Genomic DNA, 15,963 nt, shown 5'->3' on the forward strand with positions numbered 1-15,963 from the left:
TGCGTGGTCGGCCCGGCCCGCTTGAGCGACCACCGGCCCCCGCCGAAACGAACCCCGGCCCCCCTAAGACGCTCGGGGCGCGTCGATTCGGGCCACCGCGTCCTCCGCCCCGTACGGCTGGAGGTACGGCATCCAGCGCGGATCGCGGTGGCCCGTGCCGATGATGCGCCAGGCCAGGCCCGACGGGGGTTCGGGCTGGTGGTTGAGGCGCCAGCCCAGTTCCCGTAGGTGCCTGTCCGCCTTGACGTGGTTGCAGCGGCGGCAGGCCGCCACCACGTTGTCCCATCGGTGCTGCCCGCCGCGGCTGCGCGGGATGACGTGGTCGACGCTGGTTGCGACGCCACCGCAGTACATACAGCGACCGCCGTCTCGGGCGAAGAGGGCACGGCGGGTCAGCGGAACGGGCCCCCTGTAGGGGACCCGGACGAAGCGCTTGAGCCGTACGACGCTGGGGGCCGGGATGACCCGGGTTTCACTGTGCATGAAGGCGCCGGATTCCTCTAGGCAGAGGGCCTTGTTCTCCAGAACGAGGACGAGCGCGCGGCGGAGCGGTACGACGCCGAGTGGCTCGTACGACGCGTTGAGGACCAGGACATGCGGCACGGATGCCTCCTTGTACGCCGGCGGCACGTGGCTCGCGCCGGGACGATCTGCTCTCAGTCTCTCCTCATGCCTGGTCGAAACGCCACCACGTCCAGGTAACGGGCCATGAGTGTTTTCGACCACATGACGGCTCGGCCCCGTGTGCGGCCCGGCCCAGGGGCCCTGGAAGGGGCATATACGTGAGGCGCGTCTCTCCGGCCTCCGGGGCGGCGGTCGCGCGGGAGGGCCCCGTTAGTGTGGTTGGTCCACCCCGCCGATACCTGGAGGTTTCTGTCGTGTCCTGGTCCGCCCCGCAGGCCGCCGGCCCGTCGTCTGACCCCGTCACTTTCGACGAGGCCGCGGACCGGGCGAACGACGCCGCGAGCTGGGTCGGGGACAACTGGGCCACCTGGCTGAGCACCGGCCTGCGCATGCTGCTGATCCTGGTGATCGCGCTGGTGCTGCGCCATGTCATCCGCCGCGCCCTGACCAAGCTGATAGACCGGATGAACCGCAGCGTGCAGACGGTCGAGGGCACCGCGCTCGGCGGGCTGCTGGTGAACGCGGAGCGGCGCCGGCAGCGTTCCGAGGCGATCGGGTCGGTGCTCCGCTCGGTCACGTCGTTCCTGATCCTGGGCACGGCTGCGCTGATGATGCTGGGCGCGCTCAATATCAATCTGGCCCCGCTGCTGGCCTCGGCGGGCGTCGCGGGGGTGGCGCTGGGGTTCGGCGCGCGCAATCTTGTGACGGACTTCCTGTCCGGGGTCTTCATGATCCTGGAGGACCAGTACGGCGTCGGGGACACCATCGACGCGGGGGTGGCCTCCGGTGAGGTGATCGAGGTCGGTCTGCGGGTCACCAAGCTGCGGGGCGACAACGGCGAGATCTGGTACGTGCGCAACGGTGAGGTGAAGCGGATCGGCAACCTCAGCCAGGGCTGGGCGACGGCGGGGGTCGATGTGATGGTGCGGCCGACGGAGGACCTGGAGACGGTCCGTACGGTCATCACGGCGGTAGCGGAGAAGATGGCCAAGGACGACCCGTGGAACGAGCGGCTGTGGGGCCCGGTCGAGGTGCTCGGTCTGGACGCCGTGCTGCTGGACTCGATGACGGTGCGGATCTCGGCGAAGACGATGCCGGGCCAGGCGCTCGGGGTGGAGCGCGAGCTGCGCTGGCGGATCAAGCGCGCGTTCGACGAGGCGGGCATCCAGATCGTCGGCGGCCTCTTCCCGGCGGTGGAGACGGCCGCCGCGGCGCCGGACCCGGCGGCGGGTGTCGCCGCCCCCTCGGCGCTGGCGAGTCCGACGTCCCCGCAGTCCCTGGCGGCGGCCCCGATCGCGCCGCCCCCGAACCTCGCGAAGTAGCACGCCCTTCTCAGGCACCCCCGCAGGTAACGCTTTGGTTGCCTCGGGGGTGTCTTGCGCCGGAGGGTATTGACGCCTTCGAGGCTTCCGGCCTACTTTCCTCGCACCCCGATAGGAAACTTTCCTAACAGTGTCATCGGGAGAGTGAACAGTGGAAGGGCAGGTGCCGGGTCCATGACCGATGCGACCGGATCACCCACTCCGTCACCGGGGACGCCGCGTGTGCTGCGGGCCATGAACGACCGGGCCGCGCTCGATCTGCTGCTCGCCCACGGCCCGCTCTCGCGGACCCGGATAGGCAAGCTCACCGGACTCTCGAAGCCGACCGCCTCCCAGCTGCTCGCCCGTCTCGAAGCGGCCGGTCTGGTCGTCGCCACCGGCACCACCGAGGGCCGGCCGGGGCCCAACGCCCAGCTGTACGCGGTCAACGCGCACGCCGCGTACGCCGGGGGGCTCGATGTGAATCCGCGGCGGATCCTGGCCGCCGTCGCCGATATCACCGGAACGACCGTCGGGGAGTTCGAACTGCCCACCCCGGGGCGCCGCGCCGACAGTGTCGTCCATCAGGTCACGGACGCGCTGGAGGGGGCCGTGAAGGCCGCCGGTCTCGCCACCGCCGACGTGCGCCGGGTCGTGATCGGTACGCCCGGCGCGTTCGATCCGTCCACCGGCCGGCTGCGGTACGCGTCCCATCTGCCCGGCTGGCACTCCGCCTCGCTCCTCGACGAGTTGGCCGCGGTCCTGCCGATGCCCGTCGAGTACGAGAACGACGTGAACCTCGCGGCGGTCGCCGAGCAGCGCCTCGGAGTGGCCCGCGGCGACGAGGACTTCGTCCTGCTGTGGAACGAGGACGGCCTCGGCGCCGCCCTGTTCATCGGCGGGCGGCTGCACCGCGGCTTCACCGGCGGCGCCGGCGAGGTCGGCTTCCTGCCGGTGCCCGGAACTCCGCTGGTACGCCAGGTGGTCCGGGCCAACAGCGGTGGCTTCCAGGAGCTGGCGGGCGCCCAGTCCGTGCCGAGGCTCGCGAAGACCCTCGGCATCGACACCCCGGAGACGCCGTACGCCGAGGTCGCGGCCGGGCTGCTGACCCGCGCCGCCGCGGAGCACGAGCGGGACGAGCGGCTGGCCGAGCTGCTGCGGCTGTACGCCCAGCGGCTCGCCACCGGTCTCGCTTCGGTGACCGCCGTACTCGACCCCGAACTGATCGTCCTGGCGGGCGGGGTGACCGCCGCCGGCGGTGAGCCGCTGCGCGCACTCGTCCAGGCGGAGCTGGCCGAACTGGCCGCGTCCCGCCCCCGGCTCCTCATCGGCGAGGTCCAGCACCGTCCGGTTCTGCGGGGCGCGCTGGAGAGCGCCCTGGCTGCCACCCGCGACGAGGTCTTCGACACCGCCCGCTGATCACCGTCCGACCCCTTCCGCCGCACACCCCCCGTATCTCCCTCACCGACCCCCGTACCCATCACCGGGAGTACCGCCATGCTCAAAAACCGTCGTCTCGCCGCCTCCGCCGTCGCCGTGGCCGCGATATCCGTGCTCGCCACCTCGTGTACCGGGCAGTCCGGCGCCGACGCGTCCGACGATCCGAACGCCAAGACCTCCATCACCTTCTGGCACGGCTGGAGCGCGCCCGGCGAGGTGAAGGCCATCCAGGACAACATCGACCGGTTCGAGAAGGCGCATCCGAACATCACGGTGAACGTCGTCGGCAATATCAACGACGACAAGCTCAACCAGGCGCTGCGCGCGGGCGGTTCCAAGGGGCCGGATGTGGTGTCCTCCTTCACCACCTCGAACGTCGGCAAGTTCTGCTCGTCGGGCGCCTTCGCCGATCTGGCCCCGTTCATCGAGAAGTCCGAGCTGGACCTGGCGAAGACCTTCCCCAAGGTGCTGCTGGAGTACACCCAGTTCGAGGGCAAGCGCTGCGCGCTGCCGCTGCTCAGTGACGCGTACGGGCTCTACTACAACAAGGACGCCTTCGAGAAGGCCGGGATCACCGCCCCGCCGAGGACGATGTCGGAGCTGGCCTCCGTCGCCAAGAAGCTCACGAAGACCAAGGGCGACAGCTACGAGCAGGTCGGTCTGATGCCGACGTACCACGGCTACGAGACGGTCGTCGACCACTACATGTCGAGCTGGGACCACGCGTACTTCGACCAGGACGGCAAGTCGAACATCGCCAAGGACCCGGCCTTCGCCAAGATGTTCACGTACCAGAAGAAGCTGGTCGACGACCTCGGCGGATACGAGAAGCTGGAGAAGTACCGCTCCACGTTCGGTGACGAGTGGGGCGCCAAGCACCCGTTCCACACCGGCCAGGTCGCCATGCAGCTGGACGGCGAGTGGCGGCTCGGCATGGCCGAGGACGCCAAGGTGCCGTTCGAGATCGGTGTCGCGCCGATGCCGGTGGCGGACGACGAGGCGGACAGCTACGGCAAGGGCTTCCTCTCCGGCACGATCATGGGGATCGCGCCGCAGAGCAAGAAGCAGAACGCCGCGTGGGAGCTGGTGAAGTACATGACGACCGACACCGAGGCGGTCGTCCAGTTCGCGAACGGCATCCGCAATGTGCCCTCCACGCTGGAGGCCCTCAAGTCCCCCGGCCTGAAGTTCGACCCGCGCTTCAAGACCTTCCTCGACATCGCGCAGCACCCGAAGTCCAGCACTCCGCCGGCCGCCGTCAACGGCTCGACGTACCAGCAGACGCTCCAGGACTTCGGCTACCAGTACGAGCAGGGCAAGGTGAAGGATCTCCAGGCGGGTCTGGAGAAGACCGCCCAGCAGATCGACCGCGACATCGAGCAGGCCAAGTAGCGGGCCGGGACGTCACCGATGTCCACGCACACGCTCCGTTCGAAGCGCCGCGCGTCGGCGCTTCGGACGGCGGCGTTCATGTCGCCCTGGTTGATCGGCTTCACCGTCTTCTTCGCGTATCCGCTGATCTCGACCGTCTACTTCTCCTTCATGAAGTACGACGGCTTCAACTCGCCCGTCTGGAACGGTCTGGGGAACTGGTCGTACGTCTTCAGCGACTACCCGATGTTCTGGCCGTCCCTGCGCAACACCCTCTGGCTCGTCGTGATCATGGTGACCTGCCGGGTGGTCTTCGGACTCGGCATCGGCATGCTGATCACCAAGATCAAGACCGGTACGGGAATCTTCCGCACCCTCTTCTATCTGCCGTATCTGGCGCCGCCGGTCGCCGCGACACTCGCGTTCGTCTTCCTGCTCAACCCGGGTACGGGGCCGGTCAACACCATTCTCGGGGACCTCGGCCTGCCGACCCCCGGCTGGTTCAACGACCCCGGCTGGTCCAAGCCCGCGCTCACCCTGCTGGCCGTCTGGGGCATCGGCGACCTGATGGTGATCTTCATGGCCGCGCTGCTCGACGTACCCAAGGAGCAGTACGAGGCCGCCGAGCTGGACGGCGCGTCGGCCTGGCACCGCTTCCGGTACGTGACCCTGCCGAACATCTCGCCGATCGTGATGTTCGCCGTGGTCACCGGCGTGATCTCGGCGATGCAGTACTACTCGCAGCCGCTGGTCGCGGGCAAGGTCGCCTCCGGGGTCATCGGCGGCTCCGGGCAGGCCTTCGAGCCCGGCTACCCGGACAAGTCCACGCTGACCCTGCCGCAGCTGGTCTACAACCTGGGCTTCCAGCGCTTCGACTACGGCGCCGCGTGTGTGGTCGCGCTCGTGCTGTTCGCGCTGGCCATGGCCTTCACGGCGCTGCTGATGCGGCGGCGCGGCGGACTGATCGGATCGGGTGACTGAGATGACACAACTCCTCGGCCGGCCCGGCTCGCCGACGACGGCCGCGCCCGACGCGCCCGACCGTACGCCCGCCGCCCGCAGCGCCCGCCGCAAGGCGCTGCTGCACTGGATCGCCGTGCACTCCCTGGGCGTCGCCGCCGCGCTCTTCTTCGTGCTGCCGTTCGTCTTCCTCTTCCTGACCTCGGTGATGAGCGACCATCAGGCGCTCACCCGCGATCTGACCCCCAATTCCTGGGAGTGGGGCAACTACGCGAAGGTGTTCGACACCCCGGGCTTTCTGACCTGGTGGAAGAACACCCTGCTGTACGCGGGGCTCGGCACCGTCCTGTCGGTGCTCTCCTCGATCCCGGTGGCGTACGCGCTCGCCAAATTCCGCTTCCGCGGCCGGCAGCTCTCGCTGATGCTCGTCATCTCGATGATGATGCTGCCGCCCCAGGTGATCATCATTCCGATGTATCTGTTCTGGGCGAAGCAGCTCGATCTGTCGGGCTCGCTGTGGCCGCTGATCATCCCGATGGCGTTCGGTGACGCGTTCTCCATCTTCCTGCTGCGCCAGTTCCTGCTGACGATCCCCAATGAGTACCTGGACGCCGCCAAGGTCGACGGCTGCGGCGAGTTCCGTACCCTGATCAAGGTCGTGCTGCCGATGGCCAGGCCCGGGATCGCGGCCGTCGCGCTGTTCCAGTTCTTCTACGCCTGGAACGACTACTTCGGCCCACAGATCTACGCTTCGGAGAACCCGGCCGCCTGGACGCTCAGTTACGGCCTGGAGTCCTTCAAGGGCGCACACCATACCGACTGGAATCTGACCATGGCCGCGACCGTACTGGTCATGGCCCCTGTGATCCTCGTGTTCTTCTTCGCCCAGAAGGCGTTCGTCGAGGGAGTCACACTGACCGGAGTGAAGGGCTGAGAACCATGAAGCTCGCCGTGGTAGGCGGAGGATCGACCTACACACCCGAACTCATCGACGGATTCTCTCGGTTGCGGGACACCTTGCCGATCGAGGAACTCGTACTGGTCGACCCCGCGGCCGACCGTCTTGAACTGGTCGGAGGGCTGGCCCGGCGTATCTTCGCCAAGCAGGGCCACCCCGGCCGTATCACCACCACCTCGGACGTGGACGCGGGTGTCGCCGACGCCGACGCGGTACTGCTCCAGCTGCGGGTCGGCGGGCAGGCCGCGCGGAACCAGGACGAGACCTGGCCGCTGGAGTGCGGCTGTGTCGGCCAGGAGACGACGGGCGCGGGCGGTCTCGCCAAGGCGCTGCGCACGGTCCCGGTGGTCCTTGACATCGCCGAGCGGGTGCGGCGCGCCAACCCCGACGCGTGGATCATCGACTTCACCAACCCGGTGGGGATCGTGACCCGGGCGCTGCTCCAGGCCGGTCACAAGGCCGTGGGGCTGTGCAACGTGGCGATCGGTTTCCAGCGCAGGTTCGCGAAGCTGCTGGAAGTCGCGCCCTCCGAGGTGTACCTGGAGCATGTGGGGCTGAACCATCTGACCTGGGAGCGCGGCGTACGGCTCGGCGGCCCGGACGGCGCCGATCTGCTGCCCAAGCTGCTGGCCGAGCACGGCGACTCGCTCGCGGCCGATCTGCGGCTGCCCCGCGTGCTGCTGGACCGGCTCGGGGTGGTGCCCTCGTACTATCTGCGCTACTTCTACGCGCACGACGAGGTCGTACGGGAGCTGCGGACCAAGCCGTCCCGGGCCGCCGAGGTGGCCGAGATGGAGAAGCGGCTGCTGGAGATGTACGGCGACCCCGCGCTGGACGAGAAGCCCGAGCTGCTCTCCAAGCGCGGCGGTGCCTTCTACTCGGAGGCCGCGGTGGATCTGGCGGCCTCGCTGCTGCGCGGCGGCGGCAGCCCGATCCAGGTGGTGAACACGTACAACAACGGCACGCTGCCGTTCCTGGCGGACGACGCGGTGATCGAGGTCCAGGCGCGGGTGGACAGGTCGGGCGCGGTGCCGCTCCCGGTGTCCGAGCTGGATCCGCTGTACGCGGGCCTGATCGCGAATGTCACGGCGTACGAGGACCTGGCGCTGGAGGCCGCGCTGCACGGCGGCCGGGACCGGGTCTTCAAGGCGCTGCTCTCGCATCCGCTGATCGGCCAGTTCGCGTACGCCGAGGCGCTCACCGACCAGCTGATCGCGCACAACCGGGAGCATCTCGCGTGGGTGTGAGCGTGGCGGTGAGCACTGCCGGCGAGACGGTGGGGCGCGCGAGCGTCCTGGCCGTCGACGCCGGGAACAGCAAGACCGATGTGGCCGTGATCGGCGCCGACGGCTCGGTGCTCGGTACGGCCCGCGGGGGCGGCTTCCAGCCGCCGGTCGTCGGGATCGAGACGGCGGTCGACGCGCTGGCGGTGACGGTCGCCGAGGCCGCCTCGGCGGCCGGGCTGCCGGCGCGCGACCTGGTCGGCCATGTGTCGGCCTGTCTCGCCAACGCCGATCTCCCGGTCGAGGAGCGGGAGTTGGCCGAGGCCGTACAGGCGCGCGGCTGGGGGCGCACGACGGAGGTGCGCAACGACACCTTCGCGATACTGCGCGCCGGTCTGCCGAGCGGCGCGGAGCCGAGGGGCGTGGCCGTCGTCTGTGGCGCGGGCATCAACTGCGTGGGGATGCTGCCGGACGGCCGTACCGCGCGGTTCCCGGCGATCGGCCGGATCTCCGGTGACTGGGGCGGGGGTTCGGGCCTCGCGGAGGAGGCCCTGTGGTTCGCCGCGCGGGCCGAGGACGGCCGCGGCGAGCCCACGGAGCTGGTGCGGACGCTGCCCGGCCACTTCGGGCTCGGCTCGATGTACGAGCTGATCGAGGCGCTGCATCTGGGGCATATCCCGTTCGTGCGCAGGCATGAGCTGACGCCGGTGCTGTTCGCGACGAGCGCGGCCGGCGACGCGGTCGCCCATTCCGTGGTCGACCGGCTGGCCGAGGAGGTCGTCGTGCTGGCCTCGGTGGCGCTCGGCAGGCTCGGGCTGCTCGACGAGGAGGTACCGGTGCTGCTCGGCGGCAGCGTCCTGGCGGCCCGTCATCCGCAGCTCGACGCCCGGATCGCGGAGCTGCTCGCGGCCAGGGCGCCCAAGGCGGTCGTGGAAGTCGTGACGGCGCCGCCGGTGCTGGGGGCCGCGCTGCTCGGTCTCGACCAGGTGGGGGCGAGCGCGGAGGCGCACGCCAGGCTCGGGGCGCATTACGCCTGACCCGGGAGCCGCCGGACGGGCTCCGGGGCCTTGGGGCGTGTTCCGGGTGAGCTCCGGGCGTGCTCCGGGTGGGCATTGGGTGGCCGTACGCGTAAGGAAAGCCCCGTGAACGGGAACCGCTCACGGGGCCCCGGCGTATTCATGAAGAGGAGATGGTGGGGAGATCGACCGGCCGCGGTCGGCGCGAGAAGGACAAGATCCAGTCAACCCTGGTGTAGTTGTCAGTGCCTGCGGCCATACTGCTGACCTGGAGTTGTCCTCCGACCCGCAGGGGGCGGGCCGCCGATGTCCATGACCGAGGGGGAGGTCACGTGACAAACCCGCCGAATGTGCGCCCCGCGCCACCGTCGGCTCCGCAGCACGCGCCCGCGCGGCCGCCGATGCCACCGTCGGCTCCGCCGACCGGTCCGGTGCCCGCGCGGCGGGCGGCGTGGGCCGAGGCCTCGGAGCGGCTGCGCGCCGCCGCGACGACCGAGCCCGGCCGACTGCGGATCATCGGGGCCGCCCTGGCCCTGCTGGTCGTCGCGTTCGGGGCGGTGACGGCATGGGAGGCGTCGGACCGGTTCACCGCCGCCGACGACGTGGTGAACCGCAGTCAGCCGCTGAGCGTGGACGCGGCGGACATCTACCGCTCGCTGGCCGACGCCGACACGGCCGCGGCGAGCGGCTTCCTGGCGGGCGCGCCGGAGCCCGCGGATGTGCGGAAGACGTACAGCACGGACATCACGACCGCGTCCGGGCTGCTGATCACGGCCGCCACCCACACGGACGGGGCCAGCGAGTCGGGCCGTCAGATCGCCACGCTCAACGAGGGACTTCCCCGCTACACCGGTCTGATCGAGCAGGCCCGCGCCTACAACCGGCAGGGACTGCCGCTGGGCGGCGCCTATCTGCGGTACGCGAACCAGCTGATGACGAACGAACTGCTGCCCGCCGCCGAGAAGCTGTACGCGGCGGAGACGGACCGGCTCGTGACGGACAACGACGACGCGCGGCTGTGGCCGTACGTGTCGACGGCGCTGGGAGCGGTGGCGTTCGGCGGCCTCTTCTGGGCGCAGCGGCGCAACTATCTGCGGACGAACAGGGTGTTCAACCACGGCCTGCTCGCCGCCACCGCCGCCTCCACTGTCCTGCTGCTCTGGCTGGCCGCCGCGCAGACCGTGGCCCGCTCGGAGCTGGACAACGCGCAGACGCACGGCCAGGCGTCGCTCAAGGTCCTCAACGACGCGCGGATCAACTCGCTCAAGGCCCGCGCGAATGAGAACCTCACACTGGTCGCGAGGGGCGCCGTCCTCAACGAGGACAACAAGGACAAGTACGAGACGGACTACAACACGGGCATGGACGAGCTCAGCGCCGCGCTCGGCAGGGCCAAGGGGCTCGCCGACAACAGCGAGGGGCGGGCACCGGTGGACGACGCGATCGCCTCGGTCTCCGAATGGCGCGGGCGCCACGCCCTGGCCAGCGCGGCCGACAAGACCGGTGACTACAAGACCGCGCTGGCGAAGGTGATCGGTACGGAGAACTCCACCGGCGAGTCCTTCCGCCAGGTCGACTCGTCCCTGAAGCTGGCGATCGAGCTGGAGCAGAAGGAGTTCGACTCCTACGCCTCGGACGGTCTCGGCGCGCTGAACGGTCTGGCGATCGGGGCCGGCGCGCTGGCGCTGGTGGCCGCGGTGGGCGCGATCCTGGGGATCGGCCGCAGGCTCTCGGAGTACCGGTGAGAGGGGAAGGGGACGGGATGACCTCGACGGACAGGCCGCGCCGGCTCCGCGGACCCGGCCCGTTCCGCGGGCTCCGTGGCTGGGGCGGTGTCTCGGCCATGGCGGGCGCCTGTGTGCTGACGGCCGTGATCACCCTGCTGCCACTGGCCCATACGACCTCGGAGGGGCTGGAGAGCTCCGAGCAGCGCACCTCCACGGCCCTGCCGGCGAAGGCCGACGACTGCCCGTCCCCGGAGGCCAGTCTCCGGCCCGTCAATAACAACAACGCCCCGGGCGTCAAGGCGATCAGAGACCGTAAGGGTGATGACAGGAAGCTGATCGTCGGAGTCGATCAGAACAGCTACCGCTGGGGCGCCCGCAACCCGGACACCGGCGATCTGGAGGGCTTCGACATCGATCTCGCGAAGGCCATAGCGGCGGACATACTGGGCAGTCCGGACGCCATCGTCTTCCGTACCATCCCCACCAACCAGCGAACCGAGGCGCTGAAGAGTGGCACGGTGGACCTCGTCGTCCGGACGATGACGATCACCTGTGACCGGCTCAAGGACGTCTCCTTCTCCACCGCCTACTTCCAGACGGGCCAGCAGATACTGGTCCCCAAGGGGTCGACCATCACGGGGTACGACGAGTCACTGGCCGGGAAGCGGGTCTGCACGGCCGAGGGTTCGATCGCGAACGAGACGCTGAAGAGCGAGTCGTTCGGCGCGATATTCGAGGACGAGAATGAGGGGAAGCCTTCGGACAAGGATCAGTTGACGGTGCCCAACCAGCTCGACTGTCTGGTCCGGCTCCAGTTGGACGAGGTCGACGCCCTGATGACGGACAACGCACTCGCGGCGGGCCAGGCGGCCCAGGACCCGGCCGTCGAGCTGCGCGGGAAGCCGCTCAAGCCGGAGTACTACGGTGTCGCGGCCAAGCGTGGCAACGACGACCTGGTGCGCCGGGTGAACCACGTGCTGGAGGAGTACCGCGCGGGCGGGCCCGAAAGCCCCTGGATGAAGTCGTACGAGCGGTGGCTGGCGGCGGGGCTGCCGGGCATCACGAAACCGCCCACGGCCACGTATAAGGACTAGGCGGCCGGACACGCGGCGTGCCGGCCGGTGCGCCGGGCCGTTCCCCGCGCCGACAGGGCTGAAGAGACGAGCGGAGAGGTGAGCGATGGGCGTCACGGGTTCCTTCCCCGACTCGACGGGGAGGCCACCGGGACCGGTGATGGACCGGGACGAGGTGGACCGCGCCCTGTCACGCCTCGAAGCGGAGTACGAGGCGATCGAGACCTCGCTGCTCGCCCTCCAGGACCACGCGGGCCGCAGGCTCCTCGAAGGCGCCGAGCTGACCGGTGTCACCAAGGACCGCTGGGCCACCGCCGAGCTGTCGATCACCCTGCTCTGGACGTACTTCGACAGCTACACCGCGGCGCTGAACGGAGCGCGTGAGGCGCGCGCCAGACGACGCTGGCCCAACCGCGACGATCTGCTGGAGCTGACGGAGACGCTGCGCGGCCGCGGTGTCGTGGTCGCGGGCGCCGCAGGAGCGCGGCCCGCCCCTCTCGGTGGTCCGGCCAGGCTCACCGAGCGCTTCACGCTCGCGGAGCTGGTGGCCAGGATGAACGAGCTGTACGCGTCGTCGCTGGACATGGTCGTGGCCGCGGACTCGGTGTGGTCCGCGCTGCCCGCGCGCATCGATCTGCTCGCCGCCGAGCTGCGGCGCACCCGCTCGCTCGCGCACTCCGTGGGCGTACGGCCCGGCGAGCATCCGGCCGGTGACGACCTGGAGTCGATCACTCAGGAACTGAGCATGCTGCGCGACCAGGTCGTCTCCGACCCGCTGGCGTTCTGGCGGCCCGCGCCCGGCAGTTCGGCCCCGGGCGGCGGCCGGCCCGACACCGAGCGCTACGACCGCGCGGCCCGCGCGCTGGAGGACGTACGGCGGGAGATCGAGGCGGTGCTGCGGGTGCGCCAGGACTCCGAGGAGCGGCTGATGCGGCTGCGGGACGTACTGTCGCGGGCGGACCGTACGCTCACCGAGGCCCGGTCGGCGCGCGGCGAGGTGCTGGCGAAGATCGCCGCCTCCGAGGTGCCCGCCGTGAGCGGTCCGCCGACGGCCCTTCAGGAGCGGCTCTCGACCGCCGCCGAGTACCGCAGACACGCCCAGTGGCACCGGCTCTCACCGCTCCTGGAGTCGCTGGAGCGGGACGCCGAGGACGAACTGCTGAGGGCCCGCGAGTCGTTGACCGCGGTCACGGCGCCGCTCGCGGTCCGCGCGGAGCTGCGCGGCCGGCTGGACGCGTACAAGGCGAAGGTCGCCCGGCACGGACTGGCCGAGGACCCGGTCCTGATCGAGCGGTACGACGCGGCGCGCCGGATGCTGTGGAGCGCGCCCTGCGATCTGCGCGTGGCGGAGGAGGCGGTGCTGCGCTATCAGCGGGCGGCGGCGGATGTGCTGGTCCCCGGCGGGCCCGGCCCCGCCGACCGCCGGGGGGACACATGAGGGCGCCGCACGCGGTGGCGGGGATCACGGCCGGGGGACGGACGGCCGGGAGACGGACGACGGAGCGAGTCGCGGCAGAGATGCCGGCGGGCCAACGGGGGGACAGATGAGCGGGACGAACGCATGCCAGCGCCCCGGCTGCGAGGGTTCCTACGAGGACATGGGCGGCGGTGAGCTGTACTGCGACACCTGCGGTCTGGCGCCCGTCGTCTCGCCCAACGGATCGCTGTCCTCGCCGCCCACCGGCATCACGGGCGGCGGACGGAGCAGCGGTTCCGGGCGTGGCGCGTCCGGGCGCTCCTCGTCCGGCTCCTCCGCGCGGACCTCCTCGCGCGGCTCCTCGCGCTCCTCGACGTCTCGGCGCTCGGTCTCAGGACGGCTCTCGCGCACCCTGTCGGGGCGGCTGTCGACCCAGTCGGTGTCGGTACGCAGCTCCGGCTCGTCGACGGCCGCCTCTGGCCGTAACCGCCTCGGCGCGGGCCTCGTCTCCGTACCGGACGTACCGCGTCCGGACCCGCGCTCCGCGGTGATGGAGCACCCGGAAGTGCCCGAGCGCAAGCGGTTCTGCTCACGCTCGGACTGCGGGGCGCCGGTGGGCCGTGCGCGGGGGGACCGGCCGGGGCGTACGGAAGGGTTCTGCACCAAGTGCGGGCACCCGTACTCGTTCGTGCCGAAGCTGCACGAGGGCAATGTCGTGCACGGCCAGTACGAGGTGGTGGGGTGTCTGGCCCACGGCGGTCTGGGCTGGGTCTATCTCGCGATCGACCGCGCGGTCTCGAACCGCTGGGTGGTGCTCAAGGGCCTGCTGGACACCGGCGACCAGGACGCCATGGAGGCCGCGATCTCCGAGCGCCGCTTCCTCGCGGAGATCGAGCACTCCAACATCGTCCGCATCTACAACTTCGTGGAACATCTGGACCAGCGGACCGGCTCCATGGACGGCTACATAGTCATGGAGTACGTCGGCGGCAAGTCGCTCAAGGAGATCGCCAACGAGCGGCGCACGGCCGCGGGCAGGCGCGATCCGCTGCCGGTGGAGCAGGCCTGCGCGTACGGCATCGAGGCGCTGGAGGCGCTCGGCCATCTGCACAGCCGCAATCTGCTCTACTGCGACTTCAAGGTGGACAACGCGATCCAGACCGAGGATCAGCTCAAGCTCATCGACATGGGCGCGGTCCGCAGGATGGACGACCACGAGTCGGCGATCTACGGCACCGTCGGCTACCAGGCGCCCGAGGTCGCGGAGCTCGGCCCGTCGGTGGCCTCCGACCTGTATACGGTCGCCCGCACGCTGGCGGTGCTGACCTTCGACTTCCAGGGCTACACGAACGTGTTCGTGGACTCGCTCCCCGACCCGGACAACATCGAGGTCTTCCGGACGTACGAGTCCTTCTACCGGCTGCTGGTCCGCGCGACGGACCCGGACCCGGCGCGGCGCTTCTCGTCGGCGCAGGAGATGGCGGAGCAGCTGACGGGCGTGTTGCGGGAGGTGGTGGCGCTGCAGACGGGGCGTCCGCGTCCTTCGCTGTCCACGCTGTTCGGTCCCGAGCTGCGGGTCACGGACACTGAGCTGTTCGCGGAGCTGACCGAGGAGGTCTCACGGCTGGGGGTACGCGCCGAACCGGCGCGGGGCGGTGGCCTGTTCGGGCGGCGCGCCCGAGCGGCGGGGACGGGCCCGGCTCTCCCGGGCGGCGACGGGACGGGAGCCGCGCCGGCCCTGGCGCCGGGGGCCGGTGGACTCGCCCCGGCGGCCCCGCCGTATCTGCCCTCGCCCCGCTCCGAGCCGGGTCCTGGCCAGATGGCTTCCGGTGCGGTGACTCCGGGCGGGATGGCTTCCGGTGCGCTCGCAATGGGCGCCGCGGGTTCGGGCGTGCCCCGGCTCGCGCCGCTCGACACCCGCGCGGTCGCGCTGGCCCTGCCCGTACCGCGAGTCGATCCGAACGACCCGAACGCCGGCTTCCTCGCGGGTCTGCTGGCCTCGGCACCCGCCGAGCTGATCACCGCGCTGGCCGCCGCCCCCGCCGACTCCCTGGAGCGCGGACTGCGCGAGCTGCGCGCCCGGCTGGAGATGGGTGAACTGAGCACGGCCGCCGAGTCGCTGGCCGCCCTGGAGGAGCGGCGTCCGGACGACTGGCGGGTGGTCTGGTACCGGGGAGTCGCCTCGCTCGCCACGGGCGACCACGAGACGGCGGCGCTCTCCTTCGACGCGATATACGACGCGTTCCCCGGCGAACCGGCCCCGAAGCTGGCCCTGGGCGTCTGCGCCGAGGTGCTCGGCCAGCTGGACAACGCCGCCGAGTACTACCGCCTCGTCTGGACGACCGATCCGAGCTATGTCAGCGCGGCGTTCGGTCTCGCCCGGGTGCAGCTGGCCGCGGGTGACCGGGTCGGCGCCGTACGGTCCCTGGAGTCCGTGCCCGAGGCGTCGATCCACTACACGGCGGCGCGGGTCGCGGCCGTACGGGCCAGACTCCGGCAGCGTGGAGCGCCGACGGCCGCCGCCGGTCCCGGCCAGGAGGGGCCGCTGATCGACGATCTCACGGCGGCGGCCCATCAAGTGTCCGCGCTTCAGCAGTTCGGTCTGGACGCGGTACGGCGCGAGCAGTTGTCGACGGAAGTACTGGGGACGGCCCTGGACTGGGTACTCTCCGGTAGTCCCGGCTCCCGTCCGGTGCGGGCCGTACTGCTCGGCAGTGAACTGGACGAGCGCGGGCTGCGTTTCGGACTGGAACGCTCGTACCGGGTGCTCGCCCGGCTCGCTCAGCGCGGCGAGGAGAGGATCGAACTGGTGGAACGGGCCAACCGTTTCCGCCCCCGGACGTGGGTGTGATT

The 15,963-nt window shown here is 70.6% G+C and carries 12 protein-coding genes; 11 read left to right on the forward strand and 1 reads right to left on the reverse strand.

Translation table 11 applies throughout. The features are described from left to right. Positions 1–63 precede the first annotated feature (63 nt). Positions 64–603, reverse strand: a complete 540-nt coding sequence (locus M1203_RS10985) for an HNH endonuclease (RefSeq protein WP_249949387.1) — start codon at positions 601–603, stop codon at positions 64–66. 275 nt (positions 604–878) lie between these two features. Here M1203_RS10985 and M1203_RS10990 point away from each other — a divergent pair, with 275 nt between their 5' ends. The 11 genes from M1203_RS10990 to M1203_RS11040 all read left to right on the forward strand — a co-directional run bounded on the left by M1203_RS10990 (position 879) and on the right by M1203_RS11040 (position 15,961). Beyond that, entirely contained in the window at positions 879–1,946 is a 1,068-nt protein-coding gene (locus tag M1203_RS10990; RefSeq protein ID WP_249949388.1) for a mechanosensitive ion channel family protein, read from the forward strand. A gap of 174 nt (positions 1,947–2,120) precedes the next feature. Next, complete coding sequence (locus M1203_RS10995) at positions 2,121–3,344, forward strand: ROK family transcriptional regulator (protein WP_249949389.1); 1,224 nt, start codon at positions 2,121–2,123, stop codon at positions 3,342–3,344. Between the two features lie 78 nt (positions 3,345–3,422). Beyond that, positions 3,423–4,757: an ABC transporter substrate-binding protein gene (locus tag M1203_RS11000; RefSeq protein WP_249949390.1), complete on the forward strand. Its 1,335-nt coding sequence runs from the start codon at positions 3,423–3,425 to the stop codon at positions 4,755–4,757. 18 nt (positions 4,758–4,775) lie between these two features. After that, entirely contained in the window at positions 4,776–5,717 is a 942-nt protein-coding gene (locus M1203_RS11005; RefSeq protein ID WP_249949391.1) for a carbohydrate ABC transporter permease, read from the forward strand. Between the two features lies 1 nt (position 5,718). Continuing rightward, positions 5,719–6,630, forward strand: a complete 912-nt coding sequence (locus M1203_RS11010; RefSeq protein ID WP_249949392.1) for a carbohydrate ABC transporter permease — start codon at positions 5,719–5,721, stop codon at positions 6,628–6,630. Between the two features lie 5 nt (positions 6,631–6,635). Further along, entirely contained in the window at positions 6,636–7,901 is a 1,266-nt protein-coding gene (locus M1203_RS11015; RefSeq protein ID WP_249949393.1) for a 6-phospho-beta-glucosidase, read from the forward strand. 2 nt (positions 7,902–7,903) lie between these two features. Next, positions 7,904–8,914 carry an N-acetylglucosamine kinase gene (locus M1203_RS11020; RefSeq protein WP_374402669.1) on the forward strand — a complete coding sequence of 337 codons (1,011 nt, stop codon included), beginning with the start codon at positions 7,904–7,906 and terminating at the stop codon, positions 8,912–8,914. Positions 8,915–9,225: 311 nt separating this feature from the next. After that, a complete protein-coding gene (locus M1203_RS11025) occupies positions 9,226–10,638 on the forward strand; it encodes a hypothetical protein (protein ID WP_374402671.1) in 1,413 nt (470 codons plus the stop codon). 17 nt (positions 10,639–10,655) lie between these two features. Next, entirely contained in the window at positions 10,656–11,714 is a 1,059-nt protein-coding gene (locus M1203_RS11030; RefSeq protein WP_249949394.1) for a glutamate ABC transporter substrate-binding protein, read from the forward strand. 85 nt (positions 11,715–11,799) lie between these two features. Beyond that, on the forward strand, positions 11,800–13,131 hold the full coding sequence (locus M1203_RS11035; RefSeq protein WP_249949395.1) for a hypothetical protein: 1,332 nt from the start codon (positions 11,800–11,802) through the stop codon (positions 13,129–13,131). Between the two features lie 106 nt (positions 13,132–13,237). Then, on the forward strand, positions 13,238–15,961 hold the full coding sequence (locus M1203_RS11040) for a serine/threonine-protein kinase (RefSeq protein WP_249949396.1): 2,724 nt from the start codon (positions 13,238–13,240) through the stop codon (positions 15,959–15,961). Positions 15,962–15,963 lie beyond the last annotated feature (2 nt).

The sequence above is a fragment of the Streptomyces sp. 35G-GA-8 genome (genome assembly GCF_023534745.1).
In the GTDB taxonomy this organism is placed as follows: domain Bacteria; phylum Actinomycetota; class Actinomycetes; order Streptomycetales; family Streptomycetaceae; genus Streptomyces.

Coding starts and splice junctions, on each gene's coding strand:
- M1203_RS10995 (WP_249949389.1), top strand. CDS start 2,121: ATGACCGATGCGACCGGATCACCCACTCCGTCACCGGGGACGCCGCGT.
- M1203_RS11000 (WP_249949390.1), top strand. CDS start 3,423: ATGCTCAAAAACCGTCGTCTCGCCGCCTCCGCCGTCGCCGTGGCCGCG.
- M1203_RS11005 (WP_249949391.1), top strand. CDS start 4,776: ATGTCCACGCACACGCTCCGTTCGAAGCGCCGCGCGTCGGCGCTTCGG.
- M1203_RS11010 (WP_249949392.1), top strand. CDS start 5,719: ATGACACAACTCCTCGGCCGGCCCGGCTCGCCGACGACGGCCGCGCCC.
- M1203_RS11015 (WP_249949393.1), top strand. CDS start 6,636: ATGAAGCTCGCCGTGGTAGGCGGAGGATCGACCTACACACCCGAACTC.
- M1203_RS11030 (WP_249949394.1), top strand. CDS start 10,656: ATGACCTCGACGGACAGGCCGCGCCGGCTCCGCGGACCCGGCCCGTTC.
- M1203_RS11035 (WP_249949395.1), top strand. CDS start 11,800: ATGGGCGTCACGGGTTCCTTCCCCGACTCGACGGGGAGGCCACCGGGA.
- M1203_RS11040 (WP_249949396.1), top strand. CDS start 13,238: ATGAGCGGGACGAACGCATGCCAGCGCCCCGGCTGCGAGGGTTCCTAC.